The 25,492-nt window shown below is 71.8% G+C and carries 19 protein-coding genes and 1 pseudogene; all 20 read right to left on the minus strand.

The window, feature by feature from the left end:
• Window positions 1-4: 4 nt before the first annotated feature.
• The 20 genes and pseudogenes from ACTMMA_RS07410 to pyrR all read right to left on the minus strand — a co-directional run bounded on the left by ACTMMA_RS07410 (window position 5) and on the right by pyrR (window position 25,284).
• Window positions 5-1,522: an RsmB/NOP family class I SAM-dependent RNA methyltransferase gene (locus tag ACTMMA_RS07410; protein ID WP_441189470.1), complete on the minus strand. Its 1,518-nt coding sequence runs from the start codon at window positions 1,520-1,522 to the stop codon at window positions 5-7.
• Complete coding sequence (gene fmt, locus ACTMMA_RS07415) at window positions 1,515-2,468, minus strand: methionyl-tRNA formyltransferase (protein WP_441189471.1); 954 nt, start codon at window positions 2,466-2,468, stop codon at window positions 1,515-1,517. The genes ACTMMA_RS07410 and fmt overlap by 8 nt, the downstream gene beginning before the upstream one ends.
• A 67-nt stretch (window positions 2,469-2,535) precedes the next feature.
• Window positions 2,536-4,338, minus strand: coding sequence for an ABC transporter ATP-binding protein (locus ACTMMA_RS07420; protein ID WP_441189472.1), 1,803 nt, complete (start codon window positions 4,336-4,338; stop codon window positions 2,536-2,538).
• A complete protein-coding gene (locus ACTMMA_RS07425; protein ID WP_441189473.1) occupies window positions 4,338-5,348 on the minus strand; it encodes an ABC transporter permease in 1,011 nt (336 codons plus the stop codon). Before ACTMMA_RS07425 ends, ACTMMA_RS07420 begins: the two co-directional genes overlap by 1 nt.
• A gap of 61 nt (window positions 5,349-5,409) precedes the next feature.
• The gene (locus ACTMMA_RS07430) at window positions 5,410-6,927 is read right to left on the minus strand and encodes an ABC transporter permease (RefSeq protein ID WP_441189474.1); all 1,518 of its coding nucleotides are present in this window, start codon (window positions 6,925-6,927) and stop codon (window positions 5,410-5,412) included.
• 266 nt (window positions 6,928-7,193) lie between these two features.
• Window positions 7,194-9,080, minus strand: coding sequence for an ABC transporter substrate-binding protein (locus ACTMMA_RS07435; RefSeq protein ID WP_441189475.1), 1,887 nt, complete (start codon window positions 9,078-9,080; stop codon window positions 7,194-7,196).
• Window positions 9,081-9,290: 210 nt separating this feature from the next.
• The gene (locus tag ACTMMA_RS07440; protein WP_441189476.1) at window positions 9,291-11,384 is read right to left on the minus strand and encodes a primosomal protein N' family DNA-binding protein; all 2,094 of its coding nucleotides are present in this window, start codon (window positions 11,382-11,384) and stop codon (window positions 9,291-9,293) included.
• Window positions 11,381-12,595, minus strand: coding sequence for a methionine adenosyltransferase (gene metK, locus ACTMMA_RS07445; protein WP_441189477.1), 1,215 nt, complete (start codon window positions 12,593-12,595; stop codon window positions 11,381-11,383). The genes ACTMMA_RS07440 and metK overlap by 4 nt, the downstream gene beginning before the upstream one ends.
• 146 nt (window positions 12,596-12,741) lie before the next feature.
• A pseudogene (gene coaBC / locus ACTMMA_RS07450) lies at window positions 12,742-14,088 on the minus strand (bifunctional phosphopantothenoylcysteine decarboxylase/phosphopantothenate--cysteine ligase CoaBC); the annotation flags it as partial.
• The gene (gene rpoZ, locus ACTMMA_RS07455; RefSeq protein WP_441189479.1) at window positions 14,027-14,290 is read right to left on the minus strand and encodes a DNA-directed RNA polymerase subunit omega; all 264 of its coding nucleotides are present in this window, start codon (window positions 14,288-14,290) and stop codon (window positions 14,027-14,029) included. The gene rpoZ and the pseudogene coaBC, both read right to left, overlap by 62 nt.
• A gap of 5 nt (window positions 14,291-14,295) precedes the next feature.
• On the minus strand, window positions 14,296-14,853 hold the full coding sequence (gene gmk, locus ACTMMA_RS07460) for a guanylate kinase (RefSeq protein ID WP_441189480.1): 558 nt from the start codon (window positions 14,851-14,853) through the stop codon (window positions 14,296-14,298).
• 53 nt (window positions 14,854-14,906) lie between these two features.
• Window positions 14,907-15,224, minus strand: coding sequence for an integration host factor, actinobacterial type (gene mihF, locus ACTMMA_RS07465; RefSeq protein WP_441189481.1), 318 nt, complete (start codon window positions 15,222-15,224; stop codon window positions 14,907-14,909).
• Between the two features lie 111 nt (window positions 15,225-15,335).
• A complete protein-coding gene (gene pyrF, locus ACTMMA_RS07470; RefSeq protein ID WP_441189482.1) occupies window positions 15,336-16,205 on the minus strand; it encodes an orotidine-5'-phosphate decarboxylase in 870 nt (289 codons plus the stop codon).
• Window positions 16,202-17,026 (minus strand): hypothetical protein, encoded by an 825-nt coding sequence (locus ACTMMA_RS07475; RefSeq protein WP_441189483.1) that lies wholly within the window; start codon window positions 17,024-17,026, stop codon window positions 16,202-16,204. The genes pyrF and ACTMMA_RS07475 overlap by 4 nt, the downstream gene beginning before the upstream one ends.
• Window positions 17,023-17,850 carry an iron-sulfur cluster-binding protein gene (locus tag ACTMMA_RS07480; RefSeq protein ID WP_441189484.1) on the minus strand — a complete coding sequence of 276 codons (828 nt, stop codon included), beginning with the start codon at window positions 17,848-17,850 and terminating at the stop codon, window positions 17,023-17,025. Before ACTMMA_RS07480 ends, ACTMMA_RS07475 begins: the two co-directional genes overlap by 4 nt.
• Window positions 17,847-21,221, minus strand: coding sequence for a carbamoyl-phosphate synthase large subunit (carB, locus tag ACTMMA_RS07485; RefSeq protein WP_441189485.1), 3,375 nt, complete (start codon window positions 21,219-21,221; stop codon window positions 17,847-17,849). The genes ACTMMA_RS07480 and carB overlap by 4 nt, the downstream gene beginning before the upstream one ends.
• Window positions 21,208-22,419, minus strand: a complete 1,212-nt coding sequence (gene carA / locus ACTMMA_RS07490; RefSeq protein WP_441189486.1) for a glutamine-hydrolyzing carbamoyl-phosphate synthase small subunit — start codon at window positions 22,417-22,419, stop codon at window positions 21,208-21,210. The genes carB and carA overlap by 14 nt, the downstream gene beginning before the upstream one ends.
• Complete coding sequence (locus ACTMMA_RS07495) at window positions 22,416-23,747, minus strand: dihydroorotase (RefSeq protein WP_441189487.1); 1,332 nt, start codon at window positions 23,745-23,747, stop codon at window positions 22,416-22,418. The genes carA and ACTMMA_RS07495 overlap by 4 nt, the downstream gene beginning before the upstream one ends.
• Complete coding sequence (locus ACTMMA_RS07500) at window positions 23,744-24,673, minus strand: aspartate carbamoyltransferase catalytic subunit (RefSeq protein WP_441189488.1); 930 nt, start codon at window positions 24,671-24,673, stop codon at window positions 23,744-23,746. The genes ACTMMA_RS07495 and ACTMMA_RS07500 overlap by 4 nt, the downstream gene beginning before the upstream one ends.
• Window positions 24,670-25,284, minus strand: coding sequence for a bifunctional pyr operon transcriptional regulator/uracil phosphoribosyltransferase PyrR (gene pyrR, locus ACTMMA_RS07505; protein ID WP_441189489.1), 615 nt, complete (start codon window positions 25,282-25,284; stop codon window positions 24,670-24,672). The genes ACTMMA_RS07500 and pyrR overlap by 4 nt, the downstream gene beginning before the upstream one ends.
• Window positions 25,285-25,492: the final 208 nt, after the last annotated feature.

Consider the following 25,492-nt stretch of genomic DNA (forward strand, 5'->3'; position numbering starts at 1 on the left):
GCGCTCACCCTAGTGAGGCGTCCGCGCGGCGTCGGAGCAGGGCCACGAACATGCTGTCCGTGCCGTGCCGGTGCGACCACAGCTGCGCCCACAACTCACCCGCCGCCCCCACGCCCTCCAGCGGACGCCCCTCGCGGTCGCGCAGATGCTCGCGCACGTCGATCGCCTCGACGTCGGGGCGCCTCTTCAGCACGTCCTTGACCACCAGCGTCGTCTCCCCGATGTGCGGCGAGCAGGTGGCATAGACCACCACTCCCCCGGGCCGCACCGCGGTGAGCGCCGAGTCGAGCAGCTCGCGCTGCAGGGGCCCCAGCCCGGCCAGGTCCTGCGGGCTGCGGCGCCACCGGGCCTCGGGTCGACGCCGCAGCGCGCCCAGCCCGGTGCAGGGGGCGTCGACGAGCACGCGGTCGTAGGCAGCCGGCTCCTCGGCCCCGACCTCTCGGCCGTCGCCGACGGTGACCTCCACCTGCGCGCCGGCCGCGACGGCGCCCTGGAGCGTGTGCCGCACGAGCTCGGCCCGGTGCGCACTGACCTCGTTGGCGCGCAGGCTCGCCCCGGCCTGCAGCGCCAGGGCGGCCAGCAGGCCGGCCTTCCCGCCGGGGCCGGCGCACAGGTCGAGCCAGCGCTCCGGGCTACGGGCGGGGTCGGGCTCCGCGGCGGGATCATCGTGGAGCGGGACCGCGGCGAGGGCGAGCGGGATGAGCTGGGAGCCGGCGTCCTGCACCGCCGCACGACCGTCGCGGACGGCCAAGAGCTGACCTGGGTCGCCGGAGGGCAACGACCATGCCGTGGGTGCGATCGGGTGCGGGGTCGCCCCGGCCTGCTCGAGCGCGTCGTCCTGCACCAGCCCGGGCCGGGCGACCAGCGTGAGGGGGCCCGGGTCGTTGTGGGCGGCCAGCAGGGTCGGCAGCTCGGCGTCGGCCTCCGCCGCCGTGGCACCGTGCGCGATCAGGGCCGCGCGCAGCGAGCGGACGATCCACACCGGGTGGGAGTGCTCGACCGCCAGCGCCTCGGCCGGATCGGAGACGCCGGCCACGACCGTCTCGAGCCAGTCCTCCCGGCTGCGCTCGCCCACCCGGCGCAGGACCGCGTTGACGAAGCCACCGGCCCCCTGGCTCACGTGCTGCCGGGCCAGCGCCACCGTGGCGCTCACGGCGGCGTGGTCGGGCACCCGCATGGCCAGCAGCTGGTGGACACCGAGGCGGAGCACGTCACGGACGGGGCCGTCGATGCGCTCGGCCGGCCGGTCGGCGGCCACGGAGATGACCGCGTCGTAGAGCCCCTGCATCCGGATCGTCCCGTAGGCCAGTTCGGTCGCGAAGGCCGCGTCCCTGCCCCGCACCTTGGCCCTGCGCAGCGCCTGGGGAAGCTCGAGGTTGGCATACGCCCCGTCCTGGTCGACGGCCCTCAGCACCCGGTATGCGGTGTCCCGCGCCGGGTCCCCCTGCCGCACCCGCGCGGCGGGCCGCTGCGCCGACCGTTGCCTGGGGCCGCGCCGTCCGCGCTCCTCACGCTCAGCCACCGAGGTGCTCTCCTTGCTCAGGACGGACGCCACGGGCCCAGTCCGCAGCAGCCATCGTCTTCTTGCCCAGCGGCTGGACCTGGCCCAGCCGCACGGGACCGGTGCCGGTGCCGACCACGACCTCCCGCTTGGTGGCGTGCACCTGGCCGGGCGCGAGCCGCATACCCTCCGGGAGAGGGCCGGGACCGGCCTCGTCGACCAGTCCCACGGGGAAGATCTTCAGCCGGTCGCCACGCCAGGTCGTCCAGGCGCCCGGCGCGGGCGTGGTCGCCCGGACCCGGCGGTCCACCGCGAAGGCGGGCTGCCCCCAGTCGACCCGCCCGTCCTCCACCTCGAGCTTGGGCGCATGGCTGACGCCTTCGGCCGGCTGGGGTTCGGGCACGAGCACACCGTCCTCCAGACCGTCCATGGTGGCGACGAGCAGGCCGGCGCCGGACTTCGACAGCCGTCCCAGGAGGTCGCCGCTGGTGTCGTCCGGGCGCACGGTCTCGGTCAGCCGTCCCAGCACGGGACCGGTGTCCAGGCCTTCCTCGAGGAGGAAGGTGACCGCACCCGTGACGTCGTCGCCGGCGAGGATGGCGTGCTGCACGGGTGCGGCTCCGCGCCAGGCGGGCAGCAGCGAGAAGTGAAGGTTGACCCAGCCGTGGCGGGGCAGGTCGAGCAGCGCCGGCGGCACGAGACCACCATAGGCGACGACCGCGCACACCTCCGGCTGCCACGCCTCGACGACCTCGCGCGCCTGCGGATCGCGCAGCGTCGTCGGCGTCGCGACGGGCACCGCGGCCTCCTCGGCCGCGACCCTGACCGGGCTGGGACGCGTGCTGCGCCCGCGCCCGGCCCGGGCGTCGGGTCTGGTGAGCACACCGACCACGTCGTGGCGGGAGCCCAGCAGGGCCTGCAGCGAGGGGACGGCGACCTCCGGCGTGCCGGCGAAGACGACCCTCATCGTGCCGTGCGCATCGATCGGGCCGTGCCGGACGGCCGTGCCCTACGGATCGAGCGCGCGGGCCCCGTCAGAGCTGGTCCGCCTCGTCGGAGATGGAGCTGCGGAACTGCGAGGGGTCGTCCACCTGCAGGACCGCGATCTCCTCACCCTGCGCGCGCAGGAGCTCGTGCCGCTCGCGGCGACGGCGCTCCTGGTCGATCGGGTCCGGGACCGGGGCCGCGGCGATCAGGCGCTGGGTGTAGTCCTCCTGCGGGTCCTCCATGATCTGGGCGCGCGGCCCGGCCTCGACGACCTTGCCGTTCTGCAGCACGACGACCTTGTGCGCCAGCAGGTCCACCACCGCGAGGTCGTGGCTGATGAACAGGCAGGCGAAGCCGAACTGGTCCTGGAGGTCGGCGAAGATCTTCAGCACGCGGGCCTGGACCGACACGTCCAGGGCGGAGGTCGGCTCGTCGGCGACCAGCAGCTCGGGCTCGAGCACCAGGGCGCGGGCCACGCAGATGCGCTGGCGCTGGCCACCGGAGACCTCGTGCGGGTAGCGGTTGTAGACCTCGCGGGGCAGCTCGACGGCCTCGAGCAGCTCGTGGACCTTGTCCTGGCGGCTCTTGCGGTCACCCACCCCGTGCACCACCATCGGCTCGGCGATGCAGTCACCGATGGGCAGACGCGGGTTCAGCGAGGCGGCCGGGTCCTGGAAGATGACGCCGATCCGCTTGCGGAGGGCCTTCTTCTCCTTCTTGCCCAGGGACGTGACGTCCTGGCCGAGCAGGCGGAACTCGCCGCTGGCTGCGGGGATCAGACCCAGCGCGCAACGGCCGATCGTGGACTTGCCCGACCCGGACTCGCCGACCAGACCGACGATCTCGCCCTTGCGGACGTCGAAGGAGACGTCGTCGACGGCACGGAACGGCGGCTTGCCCAGGCGCTGGTACTCGATGACCAGGTTGCGCAGCTCGATCGCGAGCGGGGCGTCCGCATCGACCTCTTCCTTGACGTTGATCCCCATCTGGCCGCGGCCTGCGCCCATGCGCGGGACCGAGGCGAGCAGCATCTGGGTGTACTCGTGCTGCGGGCGCAGGAGCACCTCCTCGACGGTGCCGCGCTCGACGATCTCGCCCTTGAACATCACGGCCACGCGGTCAGCCATGTCGGCCACCACGCCCATGTTGTGGGTGATGAGCAGGATGCCGGTGTTGAGCTTGTCCTTCAGGGACCGCAGCAGGTCGAGGATGTCCGCCTGCACGGTGACGTCGAGGGCCGTGGTCGGCTCGTCGGCGATGATGATCTTGGGGTCGCAGCTGATCGCCATCGCGATGACCACGCGCTGACGCTGACCGCCGGAGAGCTCGTGCGGGTACTTCTTCATCTGCCGCTCGGGCTCGGGGATGCCGACCATGCCCAGCAGCTCGACCGCGCGGTCCGCCGCCGCCTGGCCGCGGGCCACGCCGTGCAGCTCCATCGACTCCATCATCTGGGTCTGGATGGTCAGCACCGGGTTGAGCGCCGTCATCGGCTCCTGGAAGACCATGGCGACGTCGTTGCCGCGAAGCCGGCGCATGTTGCGCTCGGAGAGGCGGCCGACCTCCTTGCCTGCCACGTTGACCTGGCCACCGATGCGCGCGTTGCTGGGCAGCAGGCGCATGGCGGTCATCGAGGTCACCGACTTGCCGGAGCCGGACTCGCCCACGAGGGCGACGACCTCGCCGGGACGGACCTTCAGGTCGACTCCCTTGACGGCGTGGACGCTGCCGAACTCGGTCTTGAACCGGACGTCGACATCGTCGAAGGCGAGCACGACCTCTTCGTCGGCACCCGGGGTGCCGGAGCCGGTGTAGTGCTGGCCGGAGAAGTTGTCAGTGGTGGTCGTCATCAGTCAGCAGTCCTGTTCTGACGGGGGTCGAAGGCGTCACGGAGTCCGTCACCCAGGAAGTTCACGGACAGGGCGATGGACAGGATGATCATGCCGGGCCACCAGAAGAGCCACGGCCGGGTCTGGAAGGCGGTCTGGTAGTCCGAGATCAGCTTGCCCAGCGACGTGTCGGGTGCCCGCACGCCCCAGCCGAGGAAGGACAGCGCTGACTCGACCAGGATGGTGGCGGCGATGGCCAGCGTGGCGCTGACGATGATCGTGCCGATCGTATTGGGCAGGATGTGCTTGAAGATGATGCGACCGGAGCCGGTGCCGATCGCCTCGGCCGCAGTCACGAACTCGCGCTCACGCAGGGAGAGCACCTCTCCGCGCACGAGACGGGCCAGACCGGCCCAGCCGGTGAAGCTCAGCAGGATCGCCAGCGGCCAGATGCCGCCGTCGCTCATCTTGCCGAAGACGGCGGCCAGCACCAGGACCGGGATGACGATGAACAGGTCGGTCAGACGCATCAGCACCGACTCGATCCAGCCGCGGTAGTAGCCGGCCAGCGCACCGATGAGCGTCCCCAGGATCGAGGACACGATGCCGACGGTGAAGGCCACGATGAGGGAGCGCTGGGTCCCACGCATGGTCAGGGCGAAGTAGTCCTTGCCGGCGTTGTCCTGGCCGAATGGATACTCCCCCACCTCGAAGGGCCACAGCTTCAGGGTCGGCTTGCCGCGGTTCTCGACCAGGCCACCCTCCCAGAAGTTCTTGTCCCACCAGCCCGGGATGATCCCGTAGCCGATGGAGGTGAACGCGAAGACGGTGATCCCGACCAGGATGAGGAGGGAGACCATCGCGCCGCGGTGGCGCAGGAAGCGCCGCCAGACGAGCTGGCCCTGGGAGTAGGACTTCTGGCTGAGGTCGAGCTGCTTCTCGACGGAGTACTTGCTGTCGACGTCGGTGACGGTCGGGGTGATCGGCGGCTCGGGACGGTTGTCCTCGGGCGGGGTGGGCCGGTCGGTCATCTCATGTTCCTTCGGGTCTGAGCCGGTCGGGGGATCTGGGGAGCGCTGGCGTCAGCGGCGCTCACCGGCGGATCCGTGGGTCGAGGAAGGCGTAGGCGAGGTCGGCCAGCATGTTCATCAGCACGGCGGCGCCGCCGGCGACCAGGTAGTAGGCCATGACGGGACCGGGATCGATGGTGTCCAGGCCTTCGCGGAACATCGCCCCCAGGCCCTTCCAGCCGAAGATGGTCTCGGTGATGACGGCGCCGCCCAGCAGGGCCGCGAAGTCGAAGGCCACGATCGTGGTGATCGGGATCAGCGCGTTGCGGAGGGCGTGCTTGGTGTAGACCACGCGGTCCGACAGGCCCTTGGAGCGTGCCGTGCGGATGTAGTCCTGGTTGATCGTCTCCAGCATCGAGGCGCGGGTGTAGCGCGAGTAGCCGGCGATCGAGACCAGGGTCAGCACCATGGTGGGCAGGATGAGCTGCACGCCCCAGTTGAAGATCTCCTCCCAGAAGGTCCCCTGGAAGCCGGGGACGCCGGAGCCGATGGTCGAGATCGGACGCGGCTTGAGCTTGAGGAATCCGGACCAGGCCCGCAGGAGGTTGTCCATGAAGATGAGGAAGCCGAACGCGACGGCGGTGCCGATGCTCACGGCCATCGCCGTGCGGCGCTCGAAGCCGCCGAAGAACCAGCCGACGGCAGCCCCGACGAGGACCGCGACGGCGAGCAGGCCGAGCACGACCAGCCAGGTGGGGTTCTCCAGGATCGGGTCGGTGACGAAGTAGGCGATGATGCCCAGCCCCAGGGTGATGACACCGGCCGTGGTGACCTTCTTCTGGGACAGGCCGACCGTCATGGTCAGGAAGAAGGCCAGGGCCAGGGCGCCGCCGATGATGATCAGGGGCAGGCCCAGGGCGGGACGGCGCCACCAGCCGATCTGGTCGAAGTAGTAGACGGCCCCGAACACGACCCCTGCGGTGACCAGGAAGGTGAGAACCTGGCGCTTGAGGTCGCCACCGAGGACGGAGGCGACGAGGATCGCGAAGACCAGCGCGATCACCGCCATGGTGGTCAGGCTCAAGGCGGGATCGGCTATCCAGTTGTTGAAGCGGACCGCCCCGTAGACCTTGAGCAGGACGGCCGCCCAGAAGACCGGCAGCGAGTAGAAGATGAAGGCCAGGAAGGTGATGGCGTAGTCGAAACCGGAGTACTGCCGGATCGCCGACAGCACGCCCAGCGTGATGCCGATGATGATCGCCAGCACGACCGAGAGGCTCACGAGCCGGAGGCTGGCGCCCGCCGAGTTCACCAGGAGCGTGTTGATGTTGGCACCGTCCCGGGAGCTGCCCAGGTCGCAGGACAGGACCAGGCACTTGCTCGCGCCGGCCAGCCAGGTGAGGTACCGCTGGTACCACGGCATGTCGAGGTTCATGTTCCGGATCCGCGCCGCCATGAGCTGTTCGCGGTTCTCGTTGCGGCTCTCCCGCAGGTCTGCGAGCGGGTCACCGGCGTTGATGGTCGCGAAGAACATCAACGCTGATCCCAAGAGCAGGACCACCGCGGAGATGGCGATCCGGCGAAGAATGAACTGGAGCACGAGAGGTCTGGCCTTCCTGCAGGTGTTGCCACGTCGGCGTGGCGTGTGACCGGGAGACTCTACTTCACTTCGCGGGCGATGACTACAGCACTGGAGTCTGCGGCGCGTCGGTGGTGGTCACCCGGGTCGACGACGAGTCGGACGCGTGTCGGGAGGGGCTGGGCGTGCGGCGGGGCGGGAGGGCCATGCCCTCCCGCCCCGTGCTGGTTGCGCACACGTGGTGCGGCTCAGAGCCTCACCACAGGCTGCGGGAAAGTCCCGTCAGATCACTGGGCGCGGACCCACTGCTCGGCGTTCCACGACACACCGGTCTGGACCGAGGTGTGGCGGACGTTCTCGAGCGTCAGGTCGTAGCCGACGACGCCCGGGTGCGCGAACACCGGGATGCCGTACAGGTTGTCCCAGAGCAGCTTCTCGATGATCTTGGTCTGCTCCAGGTGGACGGCCGGGTCGTTCGAGGTGGCCAGGGCCTCCCAGGCCGCGTCGACCTCCTCGTTGGAGAACTGACCGAAGTTCTGGCCACCGCCGGTGGAGTAGATCGGCTGACCAGAGGCGATCTGACCCGAGCCGGCCCACGCGAAGAGCGCGACCTCGTAGTCACCGTTGGCGAGCGTGCCGCCGTCCTCGAAGAACTCGGGGTTGCCCACGTCGGTGATGTTGAAGCCGACCTCGTCGCAGGAGGCCTTGATGGCGGTGACCTCGTCGGTGCGACGCTGGTTCGGGCCGGAGTAGCCGATCCGGACCTCCACGCCGTCCTCGAGGCCGGCCTCGGCGAACTTCTCCTTGGCCTTCTCGATGTCGACGGTGTCGTAACGGCCGTCGTAGGCCGCGTCCAGGACCTCCTGGTAGTCGTCCTGGAACGGGAACTTCTCGCGCAGGTTCATGACCTCAGCCTCGGGGTTGATCGGCTGGATCAGGTTCTGGACGATGTTCTCGCGGGGGACGCAGTAGGCGAAGGCCTCGCGGGCGGCCAGGCCACCCTCCTCGTCGGAGAAGATGCTGCCCTCGGCGAAGTTGAAGTCGAGGTGCTCCCAGGTCATCTCGTCACCGGTGAGCACACCGACGGTGTCCTGCATGCCCTCCAGCTCGGTCAGGGTGTCGACCGTGGCCTGCGGCTCGATGACGTGGATGTCGAGGTTCTGCAGCGCCTGGACGTGGGTCTCCGGGGCGGCGAACGCGAAGCGCAGGTTGCCGGTGGCCGGGGCCGGGCCGTAGAACTGCTCGTTGGGGACCAGGGTCAGGGACTCGCCCACCTCCCAGGTGGAACCGTCCAGCGTGTAGGGACCCGAGGAGGGCACCAGCGCGGGGTCGGTGACCGTGTAGTCCGGGAACAGCCAGCCCTTGTTCCAGAACTCCGAGACTTGGGCCACGGTCTCGCCGTCGCCGTTGAGGATCGCCTGAGCCAGCTCGGCGGGCTCCAGACCGGCCTCCTGCGCCGCGATGTGCGAGGGCAGGGCGCCGGAGACCATGAGCTCCCAGTCGGGGTAGGCCTCGGGGTAGGTGATCGTGAACTCCTTGGAGTCGACCTCGGTCTCGGGGGCCTCCGGGACGTACTTGCCGAAGGTGTCCGAGACGGGGTCGAAGCCCAGCGCGTCGACGCCACCGAGGGCCTCGGGGTTGCTGGAGGCCCACTCGAGCAGGAAGTCGTTGGCGGTGACCGGGACACCGTCGGACCAGACAGCCTCGTCGGAGATGGTGTACTTGACGGTCAGCGGGTCCTCGGACTCCACGGTGTAGGAGCCGAACCACTCGTTCGGGTAGATGGCACCGTCGGTGCCCCAGTACCAGAAGCCACCGAACAGCTGGTTGTTGACGACCGAGTTGTAGGTGGAGTTGGTGGAGGAGGTCGCGCCGTTGTAGGCGTTGTACTGCTCGCTACCGGTGGAGAAGACGACGGTGTCGTCGTTGGTCTCGAACTCCTGGTCGGACTTGCCGGTCGAGCCAGCAGCCGCACCCTCGCCACCCTCGGTGGAGCCGGCGCCGTCGGTGGAGCCCGCGTCGTCGGTGGCGCCGCCCTCGTCGGTGGCGCCGCCCCCGTCGGTGCTGCCCTCGTCGGTGCCACCCTCATCGGTGGCGGCGGGGGCGGGGGTCTCGGTCTCGGGGTCGGACGTGCAGCCGGCCAGCACGACGGCTCCGGCAGCAACGAGCGCCATGGTTGCGCGCCTGATCTTCAATGTTCCTCCTAGTGAGTAGCCCGTGCCCCGGGACGGCCACCATGGCCGCACCCCTGAAAGCACGAACCGGGGGGATTGCGCTGACGACATTAGGCACGTTGTCGCGCGCAGGTCTAGCCATGCGTCCGGAGGTTGACTGGATCGTTACGTATTTGAGACTTGACTCAGTGTTCCGTGACCCGATGGTGATCACGCCAGCGGATCGGGTGCGTCCAGGACCATGCGCACGCCCTCGCCCGCCTTGCGCAGGCTCAGCCCCGCGCGCACCTCACGCACGGACCGGGCGAGCTCGCCCGCCGGACCCTCTCGGATCACCGCGCGGCAGGAGCCGTCGGGAGCGGCTGCCTGGGGGCCCAGCGCCCGGTGGCCGGCCGCGTCCAGGTGGGCCACGACCTGCTGCACCGCGTCCTCCGGGCCCCGGACGCCGACATGCCGCAGCACGGGCGGCAAGGACAGCGACGTCCGCTCGGCCAGCTCACGGGCGGCCAGCCCGACGGGGTCCCACCGCACGAGGGACTCGACCGCCGGGATGCCCGCGTGGGGCGGTGCGCCGCAGAGGACGACCTCGGCTCCCGGGCACGCGAGCCCGGCCGCGGCGCACCACCGCCGCAGCGACTCGACACCGGCGTCGAGGCTGGGCCGGTCCAGGAGCCGCCAGGCGTCGAGGAGCACCACGGCGCGGTAGCCCACCTCCGCGACCGGCTCGGCACCAGGTGTCGCCACCACCAGGGCAGGAGCGCTGCCCACCCCTGCGACGACCTGCGGACCACCTGAGCGGATCACCGTGGTGCCGGGGAAGGCGCGGCCCAGCTCTTCGGCCGTCCGCTCCTCCCCCACCCCTCGGGACCGCAGCCGGGTCGACCCGCAGCTGCGGCAGCCCGGAGGTCCCGGAGGCGTGCGCGTGCACCACAGACACGTCGGCGGTGAACCCCCCGCCGACAGGCCCAGGGGTCCGTGGCACTCCGGGCAGCGGGCCGGGGTGCGGCAGTCCGCGCAGGCCACCGACACCAGATAGCCCGCCCTGGGCACCTGGACCAGGACCGGTCCGGAGCGAAGACCCTCACGGAGGGCACGCAGGGCGACGGACGGGAGCCTTGCCGTGCGGGCGGCTGCATCCCGTTCGTCGGCCCGGCCCTCCCCCGCGACGATCACGCGGGGCGCCGCGGCACGCAGCGGCGCCTGCGCGGGCGAGACATCCGCGACCACGCCCTCGGAGACCCACGACTGCACCGTGACGCTGCGGACCAGACCACCGAGGAGCAGCGCCGCACCCTCGGTCTCCGCCCGCGCCCGCAGGATCTGGCGGACGTGCGGATAGGGCGCCCTCGGCTCCTGATGGAGGTCGTCGCCATCGTCCCAGCAGAAGAACAGCCCGACGTCCGTCACCGGGGCCCAGGCCGCCGACCGTGTCCCCACCGCCACCCGCGAGTGGCCCCGCAGCAGCTGCACGAAGGCCCGGTAGCGCGCCTCCGGCCCCAGGTCGGCCGTGAGCCTGACGCAGGATCCCTCCCCCAGCCTGGCCTCGATGGCGCTCACCACGCGGTCGACGTCCCGGTGGTCGGGCAGGACGCAGACGGCGCCGCGGCCACCGGCGCGGGCCGCGGCCACGGCCTCGGCGAGCGCGGCCGGCCAGTCGTTGTCCGGAGCCTGGCAGGGCAGCGCGGTCCAGGCCGCCGCAGGCGCCTCTCCGGCAGCGACCCGACGCAGGAAGGCTTCGCCCGCCGGGTAGGTCGCCCAGGCGTCGCGGACCTTCTCGGGGCCAGCGGCCCCGGCCTGGTCACCCTCTACGTCAGCCTCAACCGGTGCCGGCCCGACGGCCCCGTCCGGGGCGGGCGGGACCGAGCGCTCGGCACGGGCGTGCCTGGGTGGGACGGCCAGGCGCAGCACGTCGCCGACGCTGCCTCCGTAGTGGGCGGCGACCAGCTCGGCGGCCGCCAGGACCGGGGGCGTGAGCACCGGCTCGCTGCTGACGACGGAGCGCAACGGCTGGAGGCGTCCCCCGTGCTCGGCCGCGGCGGCACGCTCCACGAGGAAACCGTCGTGGTCCCGGCCCGCGAAGCGGACCCTGACCCTCACACCGGGCCGGGCGTCCGCGTCGAGGTCCGCAGGGACGAGGTAGTCGAAGGGCCGGTCGAGGTGGGCCAGGCCGGTGTCGACCAGGACCTTGGCGATCGGGTCGCGCTCGGCGACCGGACGGTCGGAGACCGGCCCGGAGCGGCGGGAGCGGGTGCCCGACCGCGGCTGCGGGACGGGCACGAGCGAGAGCTGCTCGCCAGCGCTCACACCGCGGCGCGGAGGTCCTCGACGCGGTCCAGACGCTCCCAGGTGAAGGCGTCGTCCACACCCTCGGCCGAGGTCCGGCCGAAGTGGCCGTAGGCGGCGGTCGGCGCGTAGATCGGACGGAGCAGGTCGAGCTCCTCGACGATGGCGGCAGGCCGAAGGTCGAAGACCTTGGTGATGGCGTCCTGGATCCGGTCCACCGGCACGGTCTCGGTGCCGAAGGTCTCGACGTAGAGGCCGACGGGCTGGGCCGTGCCGATGGCGTAGGCGACCTGGATCTCGCAGCGCCGGGCCAGACCGGCGGCCACCACGTGCTTGGCGACCCAGCGGACCGCGTAGGCGGCGGACCGGTCGACCTTGGAGGGGTCCTTGCCGGAGAACGCGCCGCCGCCGTGGCGGGCCATGCCGCCGTAGGTGTCGACGATGATCTTGCGCCCGGTCAGGCCGGCGTCGCCCATCGGGCCACCGATGGTGAAGATCCCCGTGGGGTTGACCAGCATCCGGTAACCGTCGGTCTCCAGGTCGATCCCGGTGTCCCGCGCCTGGTTGAGGACCGGGGTGATGACCCGCTCGCGGATGTCGGGGGTGAGCTGGTCGGTCAGCGAGATGCCGGCGGCGTGCTGGGTGGACAGCACGACGGTGTCCAGGCGCACGGCGCGATCGCCGTCGTAGGCGATGGTGACCTGGGTCTTGCCGTCGGGGCGCAGGTAGTCCAGCTCGCCGCTCTTGCGCACCTCCGAGAGACGCTCGGCCAGGCGGTGGGCCAGGAAGATCGGCACCGGCATGAGCTCGGGGGTATCGTCGCAGGCGTAGCCGAACATCAACCCCTGGTCGCCGGCGCCCTGCAGATCGAACCGGTGGGCCGCGTCGTCGGAGCGGCTCGCCAGCGCCGTGTCGACGCCGACCGCGATGTCCTGCGACTGCTCGCCGATGGAGACCTCGACGCCGCAGGTGCGGCCGTCGAAGCCCTTGTGGGAGTTGTCGTAGCCGATCGACAGGATCGTCTCGCGCACGATCCGCGCCACGTCCGCGTAGCCCTCGGTGCGGACCTCCCCGGCGACGTGCACCAGACCGGTGGTGACCATCGTCTCGACCGCGACCCGGGAGTGCTTGTCCTGACGGAGCAACTCGTCGAGAATCCCGTCGCTGATCTGGTCGCAGATCTTGTCGGGGTGTCCCTCGGTGACGGACTCGGACGTGAACAGGCGTGCCATATGGGTCTCCTCGACGGCGTGCAGCGGCTGCTGACTGACAGGTGAGAAGTCTACGTCCGGCCTCCCACAGACCCGGCCAGGAGGTAGAGGTGGTGGAGGTGGTGGAGGTGGATGTCGTGGTCGAGGGGCTGCGGTGGTGCGGGCCGCTACGGCAGCTCGGGGGCTACCGCGTCCCAGATGGCCTGCGCGATCTGCGTCTTCGGCGCCGGTCCCACGCTCACGACGTCCTCGCTGCCCGGGCGCAGGATGTGGACGGTGCTGGAGTCCTCGCCGAAGGTCTTGTCCACCCCGACCTCGTTGGCCACGAGCAGGTCGCAGCCCTTGCGTCGGAGCTTGGCCCGGGCGTGGGTGATCACGTCACCGCTCTCGTCGCCCGTCTCCGCGGCGAAGCCGACGATGTATGGGGTGCTGGCGCCTCCGCGGTCCGTCACCAGGCCGGCGAGGATGTCCGGATTGCGCACGAGCTCGACGACCGGTGCGCTCTCGTCGCCCTCGCCGTGGGTCTTCTTGATCTTGGTCCCGACGTAGTGGGCAGGACGGAAGTCGGCGACGGCGGCGGCCATGAGCACGACGTCGACGTCTCCCCCCGCCACGGCCCCCGTCACGACCTCCTGGAGCTCACGGGCGGACTCGACCGGCACGACGGTGCATCCCTCGGGCACCGGCAGCTCGACGTTCGCCGAGGCGAGCGTCACCCGGGCGCCGCGTCGTGCGGCCTCGGCCGCCACCGCATACCCCTGCTTGCCCGACGAGCGGTTGCCGAGGAAGCGCACCGGGTCGAGCGCCTCGCGGGTGCCACCCGCGGAGACGAGGACGTGCCGGCCGGACAGGTCCTGCTGCCCAGCGGCTCCGTCGAGCTCGTGCGCGGAGCCTCCCTCAGTGCCTGCCTCGACCCGCTCCAGGGCCGCTCGCACGATCTCCTCGGGCTCCGGCAGCCGTCCGGGGCCGGTGTCGACGCCGGTCAGACGCCCGGAGTCGGGCTCGATGACGGTGACACCGCGCTCGCGCAGGAGGGCGACGTTGGCGACGGTCGCGGGGTGCTGCCACATCTCGGTGTGCATGGCCGGGGCCATGACGACCGGGCAGCGGGCCGTGAGGAGGGTGTTCGTGAGCAGGTCGTCGGCGATGCCGTGCGCCGCGCGGGCGAGCAGGTCGGCCGTCGCGGGGGCCACGAGCACCAGGTCGGCCTCCTGGCCCAGCCGGACGTGGTTGACCGAGGGGACCTCGTCCCAGACCTCGCTGGTCACCGGCTGGCCGCTGAGGGCCTCCCAGGTGGCGGCGCCGACGAAGTGGAGGGCGGCCGCGGTCGGCACGACCCGGACCTGGTGCCCGCCCTCGGTGAGGAGACGCAGGACGAGCGCGGCCTTGTAGGCCGCGATCCCGCCGGAGACACCGAGGACGATGCGCACGCTGGGGGCCGCCGTCGGTGGGTCAGTTCTCGGGCTGGCTGACGTGCAGCTTGCCCTGCTCGATCTCCTGGAGGGCGATCGAGAGCGGCTTGTCGGTGGCGTCGGCCTCGACGAGCGGGCCGACGTACTCCAGCAGCCCCTCCGAGAGCTGGGCGTAGTAGGCGTTGATCTGGCGGGCCCGCTTGGCGGCGTAGATCACCAGGGCGTACTTGCTGTCGGCGTGCTCCAGGAGCGCGTCGATCGGGGGGTTGGTGATGCCGTCCGGGTGGGCGATGGAGCCGGTCACGTCTGTCACGAATCCTTATCGGGGTTGGGGTCAACCATCAATGATACGAGTTGTTCGGTCGCGCGGGCGACATCGTCGTTGACGATGATCACGTCGAACTCGTCCGCAGCGGCCAGCTCGGTGCGTGCGGTGCGGAGCCGGACCTCCCGCTCCTCCTCGCTCTCGGTGCCCCGACCGACCAGACGGTGGACCAGCTCGTCCCAGGACGGCGGGGCCAGGAAGACGAACAGCGCCTCCGGCATCGCCTCCCGCACCTGACGGGCCCCCTGCAGATCGATCTCCAGCAGCGCGGGGCGCCCTTCGGCCAGAGCCTGGACCACCGGGCCACGTGGCGTCCCGTAGCGCGCCCGGCCGTGGACGACCGCCGACTCCAGGAGCTGACCCTCCTCCTCGAGGCGGGCGAACTCGGCGTCGTCGACGAAGAAGTAGTGGTGCCCGTCGACCTCCCCCGGGCGAGGTGGCCTGGTCGTCGCCGAGACGGAGAGCCACACCTCGGGGTGGTGCTGCCGCACGTGGGCGGCCACGGTCCCCTTGCCCACCGCGGTGGGCCCGGCCAGCACCACCAGCCTTCGCTCCCCCGACGCCGGGTCCGCAGGAGCGTGCGCTGGCTGGCCGTTCAGCTGTCGCCGAAGCGGTCGAGCAGGGCGGCGATCTGGTTGGCACCGAGCCCTCGGACGCGCCGGCTCTCGGAGATCCCGATCTCCTCCATCACCTGGCGGGCACGCACGCGGCCCACGCCGGGGAGGGACTCGAGCAGCGCCGAGACCTTCATCTTGCCGATGACGTCATTGGCCTTGCCCTCGGCGATGACGTCCTTGAGCGAACCCTGGGCGTTCTTGAGGCGATTCTTCACGGCGGCGCGTTCGCGACGGGCAGCGGCAGCCTTCGCGAGCGCCTCGGCTCGCTGCTCGGGCGTCAGCTGGGGAAGGGCCAACGGTCTCACTCCTTGGATTGCTCGGGCGCGGGCGTCGAAGGCCCACGTGAGCGAACTTATCTAGTTCCGTGCGCCACTGCCAACCGACCCAGGTGCTGCGCCGGGCCCGGGTCAGCGCCCCAGCGCCGCGCCGAGACGTTCGGTCCAGGTGGACGCGCTGGTCCGCAGCGAGGCCGGGTCGGGTCCGGCGCGCAGGATCCCCCTGCTGATGGGGACCAGGACGCGCTCGGTCACGCCGGCGAAGGCGCGTGCCACGTCGTCGGCGTCGGCGCCCTGGGCGCCCACCCCGGGGGCGAGGATCGGGGCCCCCGACGAGACCAGGTCGATGCCCAGCTCCGCCGGCGTGCGCGGCAGCGTGGCTCCGACCACGAGCCCGATGTCTCCGCAGGGTTGGAGCCCCGCGTTGTCCCTGGCCACGTCGGCGACCACCCGGGCCGCGACGCTGGGGTCGCCGACGAGCTGCACGTCCGCCCCTTCGGGGTTGGAGGTGAGCCCGAGGACGAAGAGTCCTCGGCCGCCCCGACGGGCCAGCTCGACCGCCGGACGCAGCGAGCCGTAGCCCAGGTAGGGGCTGACGGTGACGGAGTCCGCCGCCAGCGGGCTCCCCTCGGCCAGGTAGGCCTCGGCGTAGGCGCCCAGCGTCGAACCGATGTCACCCCGCTTGACGTCCAGCACGGAGATCAGGCCCCGGTCCCGGCATTCCGCCAGGACGGTCTCCAGCACAGCGACCCCGGCGGAGCCGTGGCGCTCGTAGAAGGCCGACTGCGGCTTGATCGCCACGCACGCCCCCGTGACCGCCTCGAGGACGGTCATGCTGAAGGTCCGCACGCCGTCGGCGTCGTCGGGCAGGCCCCACTCGCGCAGGATGTCGGCGTGCGGGTCCAGGCCGACGCAGAGGGGTCCGGCGCTGGCCATCGCCGAGACGAGGCGGGCCCCGAAGTGCTGGGGCCCGGCGTGGTGGGTGCCGACGCGCTGGGTCATCGATCTCTCCTCAGGGATTCCCGGGCCCGCAGGGTCGCGTCCCGGAGAGGGTCGAGCAGGGTGGGGTCGGCCCACAGGGCCGTGCCGAGCTGGACGGCGTCCGCGCCGGCGCGGACCGCGGCCTCGGCGGACGCCGTGTCGTGCACGCCGCCCGAGGCGACCAGCGGGGCACCGGGCCACCTCTGCTCCCCCGCGGCGGTGGCGAGCTCTCTGAGGCCCGCGAGCGTGTGGGCCAGGGTGGAGGGGCCGGCCCACCAGCGGTCTGGGCCCAGACGCACCTGCCCGCAGACCACGACCACACCGGCGCCGCCCGCCACGGCGGCCCGGGCCCGGCCCACGAGGTCCGGCTCGCCGCTGGCGAGGCGGGCGAGGAGCAGCAGGTCCCGGGGAGCCGCCTCCCGCACCCGGGCCATGGAGCGCAGGACCGTCTGGTCGTCCGCGGTGCGCAGGTCGACCTCGACGGCGACGAGAGCCTCGGCGTCCACGCAGCGACGCAGGCCCTGGACCACGGCGGCCAGCTCCGTGGTGCGCCCGCCCTGCACGGCCACGACGACCGACAGTCCGCGGGAGGCCGCCCAGGCGAGGACCGCCTCGGCCGCGCCCGGAGCGACCGGGTGCGCGTCCGCATACTCGACCCCTCCCACCCCCAGGGAGAACAGGTCCGTCCGCCCGGTCCGGACCCGCCCCGCGCCGGCGGCGACGGGGCCGACCACCACCGGCACGTCCGTCAGGTCGGCGCAGCGCGCCAACGGACGGGCGTCGCTGACGGCGCCGGGCCCCAACCAGACGGGAGGGAGGGTATGCGGCTCGAGCCCGCTCATCCGGCCTCCCCTCGCAGGAGCCACTCCCCCGGGACGACCGGCCCCTCGAGGCAGGGGCGCAGGACGGAGGCGGACCGCCCGTCGTGCACGTCGAGGTCGCAGGCGCCGCACAGGCCGGTGCCGCACACCACACCGGCCGCGAGGTCCAGGGCGGCGACCCGGGTGCTGCGTCCGCGCGCCGCCGCGGAGCTGGCGATCTGCCTCAGCGCTGGGACTGGCGCCGCCGCGTAGACCACCGCAGGGTCGATCACGGGGTCGTCCAGCGCCCGGTCGACCGTGGCCGTGAGGTCCTCGGGGAGGGCCAGGATCACCGTGCGGGCGTGGCGTCGCAGGTGGGCGAGGTCCATCTGGTGCTGGGCGTCGGAGGCGCTGAGGATGACGTGCACGGCGCACCCGCGGGCGCGGAGGATCTCCACGAGCCACCGCATGGGCACGGCGCCGCCCTCGTGGGCGACCAGGAGTGCGTCGACGGGCTGGGAGGGCGGGGCGAAGCCCCGGCCGAAGGGACCCAGCAGCCGCAGCCGCTCCCCCACGGAGGTCTCGCGCTCGAGCGGCAGCACCAGCTCGATGCTGGTGCCGTGGATCTCGTCGACCGTGACGCCACCGAGCCAGAAGACCTCCGGGAGGAGGCGCCCTGCGGCCGGGTCGATCGGGCGGACCACGATCTGCCCCGGGCGCGCGGCGCTCCACCTGGCGTCGTCCTCCGGCACCACGAGGTTGACGACGTCGTGGCTGCCGGCCGGGCGGACCGCCGTGACGACGGCGGTCACGCCCGCCCGACCAGCCCCAGGAGGCGTCCTCACCCCGTGCTCGTGAGCGCTCACGCCGAGGCGGTGCCCACGGCCTGCCGGCTGTAGAGGTCCAGGGCGGCCGCGTGCTCCTGGAGGGAGGCGACCTGCAGCGGACCCTCGCGCATGGCCTCGATGCCGAGCACCGCGACCGAGAGCTGCTGGACCGTGGTGATGATCGGCTTGTCGAGGCTCGTGGTGGCCGCGCGGATCGCATAGCCGTCGACACGGGCGTCCCGGCCCGAGGGCGTGTTGATCACCATGTCGACATCGCCCGCCGTGATCCGCTCGACGATGGTCGCCTCCCCGTCCTCGCCGTGGCCCTGGCTGTGCTTGCGGACCACCTCGGCCGGGATACCGTTGCGGCGCAGCACGTCCGCCGTGCCCTCGGTCGCGATCAGGGTGAAGCCCAGGTCGACCAGCCGCTTCACCGGGAAGATCATCGACCGCTTGTCCCGGTTGGCCACCGACACGAAGACCGTGCCCTCGGTCGGCAGCCCGGAGCCGGCGCGCAGCTGGCTCTTGGCGAAGGCCGCGCCGAAGCCGGCGTCGATGCCCATGACCTCGCCGGTCGAGCGCATCTCGGGGCCGAGGATGGAGTCGATCGCCTGGCCGGTCTGGGTGCGGAACCGCCGGAAGGGCAGGATCGCCTCCTTCACCGAGAAGGGCGCGTCGCCCGGCATCGCCCCGCCGTCGACCTCGGCTGGCAGCAGGCCCTCCTCGCGCAGCTCGGCGATGGAGGTGCCGAGCATCACCCGGGCCGCGGCCCGTGCCAGCGGCACGCCGGTGGCCTTGGCCACGAAGGGCACGGTCCGGCTGGCGCGCGGGTTGGCCTCCAGGACGTAGAGCACGTCCTGGGCGAGGGCGAACTGGATGTTCATCAGGCCGCGGACGCCGATCGCCTCGGCCAGCTTGAGGGTCGCCGCCCGGACCTCCTCCATCTCGCTGCGGCCGAGGGTGAACGGCGGCAGGACGCAGGCCGAGTCGCCGGAGTGGATCCCGGCCTCCTCGATGTGCTCCATGATCCCGCCGATGTAGAGATCGGTCCCGTCGTAGAGCGCGTCGACGTCGATCTCCACGGCGGTGTCGAGGAAGCGGTCGACCAGCACCGGGTTGTCGGGCATGGCCCGGGTGGCGCGACCGACGTACTCGGCCAGTGACTGGTCGTCGTAGACGATCTCCATCCCCCGCCCGCCCAGGACGTAGGAGGGGCGGACCAGGACCGGGTAGCCGATCTCGCGGGCCACGTCCAGCGCCTCGCCGACGGTGTAGGCGATGCCGTGCCGCGGTGCGACCAGCCCGGTCTCGGCCAGGACGCGGCCGAAGGCGCCACGGTCCTCGGCCAGGTCGATCGCCTCGGGCGAGGTGCCCACGATCGGGACGCCCTCGGCCTTGAGCGCCGCCGCCAGGCCCAGCGGGGTCTGCCCACCGAGCTGGACGATCACCCCGGCCAGGGGGCCGGCCTGCCGCTCGGCGTGGATGACCTCGAGCACGTCCTCCAGGGTGAGCGGCTCGAAGTAGAGCCGGCTGGAGGTGTCGTAGTCGGTGGAGACCGTCTCGGGGTTGCAGTTGATCATGACCGTGTCGAAGCCGGCCTCGCGCAGCTCGAGCGAGGCGTGCACGCACGAGTAGTCGAACTCGACACCCTGGCCGATGCGGTTGGGACCCGAGCCGAGGATCACCACGGCCGGACGCTGGCGCGGCGCGACCTCGGTCTCCTCGTCGTAGCTGGAGTAGTGGTAGGGCGTCAGCGCGGCGAACTCCCCGGCGCAGGTGTCCACGGTCTTGTAGACCGGGCGGACCCCCAGGGCGTGCCGCACGCCGCGGACCACGCTCTCTACCAGGCCGGTGAGCTCGCTGATCTGGGCGTCCGAGAAGCCGTGGCGCTTGGCCAGCCGGAGCAGCTCCGGCGTGAGCCGCCCGCCCGAGTCGGCCCGGGCCTCGCTGCGGATCTGGTCGGCGATCTGGTTGATCAGCTCGATCTGGTCCAGGAACCACGGGTCGATGCCGGTGGCCTCGTGGACCTCCTCGACGGTGCAGCCTCCGCGCATGGCCTGCTGCACGAGGATGAGGCGGCCGTCGGTCGGCGTGCGCGCCTGGTCGAGCAGGGCGCGGGCCATCTCGGCCGTCGGCTCCTCCTCCACCCGCCAGTGGAAGGAGCTGTTCTTCCGCTCGACCGAGCGCAGCGCCTTCTGCAGGGCCTCGGTGAAGTTGCGGCCCAGCGACATGGCCTCCCCCACCGACTTCATAGTGGTGGTCAGCGTGGCGTCGGCGAGCGGGAACTTCTCGAAGGCGAACCGCGGCACCTTGACCACGACGTAGTCCAGGGTCGGCTCGAACGCCGCCGAGTAGAACGGCTGGTCGCCGCCGGGCGCCTTGGCCGGGGAGGTGATGTCGTTGGGCACCTCGTCCAGGGTGTAGCCCAGGGCCATCTTCGCCGCGATCTTGGCGATCGGGAAGCCGGTGGCCTTGGACGCCAGCGCCGAGGAGCGGGAGACGCGCGGGTTCATCTCGATGACGATGACGCGGCCGTCGACCGGGTTCACGGCGAACTGGATGTTGCAGCCACCGGTCTCGACGCCGACCTCGCGGATGACCGCGATGCCGATGTCGCGCAGCCGCTGGAACTCGCGGTCGGTCAGCGTCATCGCCGGGGCGACGGTGATGGAGTCGCCGGTGTGCACGCCCATCGGGTCGAGATTCTCGATCGAGCAGACGACCACGACGTTGTCGGCGCGGTCGCGCATGATCTCCAGCTCGTACTCCTTCCACCCCAGGATGGACTCCTCCAGGAGCACCTCGGTGGTGGGGCTGTCCTGGAGACCGGCGCCGGCGATGCGGCGCAGGCTCTCCTCGTCGTAGGCGAAGCCGGAGCCCAGCCCACCCATGGTGAACGAGGGTCGGACCACGACCGGGTAGCCCAGCTCCCCGGCGGCGGCCAGCACCTCGTCCATCGAGTGGCAGATCATCGAGCGGGCGCTCTCGGCGCCGCAGCGGGTCACGACGTCCTTGAAGAGCTGCCGGTCCTCGCCGAGCTGGATGGCCCGGACCGACGCACCGATGAGCGGGCAGCCGTAGCGCTCCAGGGCACCCGACTCGTGCAGCGCGATCGCGGTGTTGAGCGCGGTCTGACCGCCCAGGGTCGCCAGGACGGCGTCCGGACGCTCCTTGGCGATGATCGACTCGACGATCTCGGGGGTGATCGGCTCGACGTAGGTGGCGTCGGCCACGCCCGGGTCGGTCATGATCGTCGCCGGGTTGGAGTTGACCAGGATGACGCGGACGCCCTCCTCGCGCAGCACGCGGCAGGCCTGGGTGCCGGAGTAGTCGAACTCGGCCGCCTGGCCGATGACGATCGGGCCGGACCCGATCACCAGCACGCTCTTGATGTCCTCACGCCTGGGCACTGGCGTCCTTCTTCCGCTCGTCGTGGTAGGTGGTCAGCGACTGGACGAACCGGTCGAAGAGATACTCGGCGTCGTGCGGGCCGGCCGCGGCCTCGGGGTGGTACTGCACCGAGAAAGCCGGGACGTCCTCGCAGGCCAGGCCCTCCACGACGTCGTCGTTGAGGGCGACGTGGCTGCACCGCACGGCGCCGTAGGGGGTCTGCACCGGCTCGCTGGTGGGCACGCCCTGCGGCCAGGCGATGGCGAAGCCGTGGTTGTGGCTGGTCACCTCGACCTTGCCGGTCGTGCGGTCCAGCACCGGCTGGTTGATGCCGCGGTGGCCGAAGACGAGCTTGTAGGTGTCCAGGCCCAGGGCTCGGCCGAGCAGCTGGTTGCCGAAGCAGATGCCGAAGAAGGGCAGGCCGGCGTCGAGCACCTGCCGCAGCAGCCCGACCTCGTGGTCGGCGCTGGCCGGGTCGCCGGGCCCGTTGCTGAAGAAGACGCCGTCCGGGGAGATCGCCATGAGCTCCTCGAAGGTCGTGGCCGCCGGCATGATGTGGACCGCGATCCCGCGCTTGGCCAGCAGCGCCGGGGTGCGGCCCTTGACGCCGAGGTCGAGTGCCGCCACCGTGAACCGGACGGGCGTCCCCTCGGGGGGAGAGACCACATAGGTCTCGGTGGTGGAGACCTCGGCGGCCAGGGCGGCGCCGGTCATCTCGGGGGCGGTCCGCACCGCCTCGAGCAGCTCGTCGGTGGTCGCGCGCGCGTCCTCGCCGGAGAAGATCCCGGCCCGCATCGCACCCCGGTCGCGCAGGTGGCGCGTCAGGGCCCGGGTGTCGACGCCGCTGATGCCGACGACACCGGCCTCGGCCAGCGCCGACCCCAGGTCGCCCTGCGAGCGCCAGTTGGAGGGACGCAGCGCCGGGTCGCGGACGACCACGCCCGCGGCCCAGATGCGCTGGCTCTCCATGTCGGCGCCGTTGACGCCGGTGTTGCCGATGTGCGGCGCGGTCATGACGATGACCTGGCGGTGGTAGGAGGGGTCGGTGAAGGTCTCCTGGTAGCCGGTCATCGCGGTGGCGAAGACCGCCTCGCCGACGGTCCGGCCCACGGCCCCGTAGGACTCGCCGCGGAAGGTGCGGCCGTCCTCCAGGACGAGGACCGCATCCTGGGGCAGGTCCGCACGCTGCTGCGCGGGGTATGCGGTCTCCTGGCTCACTTCTGCTCCTCTCCCCAGACCAGTCCCTCGCGGGCCGTGACACGGCCCCGCAGGATGGTCATGTGGACCCCGCCGGTCAACTGACGGCCGTGCCAGGGATTGTTGCGGGACAGCGAGCGGCTCAGCGCGCGGTCCACGGTGGTCGTGCGGGTCGGGTCGACCAGCGTGAGGTTGGCCGGCGCCCCGGCCACGACGCCCTGCCCCTGGGTGTCCAGGCGGGCGATGCGGGCGGGTGCGCCCGACATGGTGCGTGCCACGTCGGCCCAGCTCATCCGGCCGGAGGTGACCATCAGGGTGCTGATCACCGGCAGCGCCGTCTCCAGGCCGAGCATGCCGAAGGCCGCGTCGACGAAGGCGTGCTCCTTGTCCTGGCGCACGTGCGGGGCGTGGTCGGTGGCGACGATGTCGATCGTGCCGTCGGCCAGCGCCTCCTGCAGGACCTGGGCGTCCTCGGTCGGACGCAGGGGCGGGTTGACCTTGTAGACGGGGTCGTAGTCCCCGAGCAGGTCCTGGGTGAGCATGAGGTGGTGCGGGGTCACCTCGGCCGTGACGTCGATCCCCTGGCGCTTGGCCCAGCGGATGACCTCGACGCTGCCCGCGGTGGAGACGTGGGCGACGTGGACGCGGGAGCCGGTGTGACGGGCCAGCATGACGTCGCGGGCGACGACGACCTCCTCGGCCACGGAGGGCCAGCCCGGCAGCCCGAGGCGCCCGGAGAGCTCGCCCTCGTGGCAGCAGGCGGTCCCGTCGGCCAGACGGGGGTCCTGGCTGTGCTGGGAGATCACGCCGTCGAAGGTCTTGACGTACTCCAGCGCGCGGCGCATCAGCCGGGCGTCGTGGATGCACTTCCCGTCGTCGGAGAAGACGCGCACCCGGGCGCGGGAGCGGGCCATGAGGCCCAGCTCGGCCAGCTCCTCGCCGGCCAGCCCCTTGGTGACCGCGCCCACGGGGTGGACGTCGACGTAGCCGGCACGCCGGCCCAGGTCGAGCACGCGCTCGGCCACCTCGGCGTTGTCGGTCGTGGGGGTGGTGTTGGCCATCGCGAAGACCGCGGTGAAGCCGCCGAGGGCCGCCGCCTGGGAGCCGGACTCGACGGTCTCGGCGTCCTCCCGGCCGGGCTCGCGCAAGTGGGTGTGGAGGTCGACCAGGCCGGGCAGGAGGACGAGCCCGTCGGCATCGGTGCGCTGGGTGCCCTGGGGCGTGTCCTTCCCGGCGTCGGCACCGACGGCGGCGATCACGCCGTCGACCACGAGGACGTCCTGGACGCCCTCGCCGAGGACGTCGGCGCCGTGGATGAGCAGGGACGAGGGCTGGGGATCGGTGGTCACTGGGCGTCTTCTCCGGCGAGCAGGTGGTAGAGGATCGACATCCGGACCGCGACTCCGGCGGAGACCTGGTCCAGGATGCGTGAGCTGACGGCGTCGGCGGCGTCGGCGGAGATCTCCAGCCCACGGTTCATCGGGCCGGGGTGGCAGATGACCGCGTGGTCCGGGAGGAGATCGAGGCGGCGGGGCGAGAGTCCGTAGGTGACCGCATACTCCTTGGCGGTCGGGAAGTAGCCCCCCGACATCCGTTCGCGCTGGACCCGGAGCATCATGACGGCGTCCACGTGCGGGAGCACCTCGTCGAGGTCGTAGCTGGTGGCGAAGCCGTCGCGCTCGGCCCAGGCCGTGATCCCGCTGGGCATCAAGGTGGGCGGGGCGACCAACGTGACCCGGGCGCCGAGCGTGCGCAGGCACAGCAGGTTGGAGCGCAGCACCCGAGAGTGGGTCAGGTCGCCGACGATCGCGACGTGGCGCCCCTCGAGGTCGCCGAACTCCTTGCGCAGGGTGTAGGCGTCCAGCAGGGCCTGGGTCGGGTGCTCGTGGGTGCCGTCGCCGGCGTTGACGATCGAGCAGCGGACCCAGTCGGCGATCTGCTTGGGGGCGCCGCTGGCGGGGTGGCGGATGATCATCATGTCCACGCCCATGGCGTCGACGGTCAGGACCGTGTCGCGCAGGCTCTCGCCCTTGGAGACCGAGGTGCCCTTGCCGGTGAGGTTGATGGTGTCGGCGCTCATCCACTTGCCGGCGATCTCGAAGCTGCTCCGGGTGCGGGTGGAGTCCTCGAAGAAGAAGTTGATGATCGTGCGTCCGCGCAGGGTGGGCAGCTTCTTCACGTCGCGCTTCTGCACGTCGTGCATCGAGACCGCCGTGTCGAGGATCGCCCCGATCTCCTCCCTGCTCAGGTCGGCGATGGACAGCAGGTGCTTCACGCTCGGTCCTCCTCGCCGGAGTCGGGGGATGCGGAGGGCGCCGGCGGCTCGGCGGGGCCGGCGATCGTGACGCCCTCGGGGGCCGGGTCGATCTCGGCCAGCCGCACCATGACGCGCTCGCTGTGCGAGGTGGGCAGGTTCTTGCCGACGTAGTCTGCGCGCACGGGGAGCTCGCGGTGGCCCCGGTCGACGAGGACGGCGAGGCGGACGATGCGCGGGCGTCCGAGGTCGGCGAGCGCGTCGAGGGCGGCCCGGACGGTGCGGCCGGAGTAGAGGACGTCGTCGACCAGGACCACGACCTTGTCGTCCAGCCCGCCGGGCGGGACGAGCACCGGCTCGACGGTGCGGGTGGGCTGACGGCGCAGGTCGTCGCGGTACATCGTGATGTCGAGGATCCCCACCGGGATCTGCACGCCCTCCACCTCGTGGAGGGTGGCGGCCAGGCGGCGCGCCAGGTGCGCGCCGCGGGTGGGGATGCCCATCAGGACGAGCCCGTCGGCGCCCTTGTTGCCCTCGAGGATCTCGTGGGCGATGCGCCGCAGGGCGCGCGCGATGTCGTCGCTGGTGAGGACCTCACGGCCCGGTGGATGGGTGGCGTGGGCAACACTCACGGCCCGGCTCCTTCCCCGCCTCGCAGGACGGTGGTTAAAGGATTGAACGCGGTCGCTCCACCCTACAACCAGTTCACCCCTGCCTGGCCCCCTCCCCCGAGCTGACCGTTGGCCCTTCCCCCTGGGCTGACCGTTGGCCCTCTCCCAAGCTGACCGTCGCCTTTCGACCTCCCGTTTGTCTGCCATGGCGGACAAACGGGAGGTCGAA

The sequence above is a fragment of the Ornithinimicrobium panacihumi genome, assembly GCF_052073805.1.
In the GTDB taxonomy this organism is placed as follows: domain Bacteria; phylum Actinomycetota; class Actinomycetes; order Actinomycetales; family Dermatophilaceae; genus Ornithinicoccus; species Ornithinicoccus panacihumi.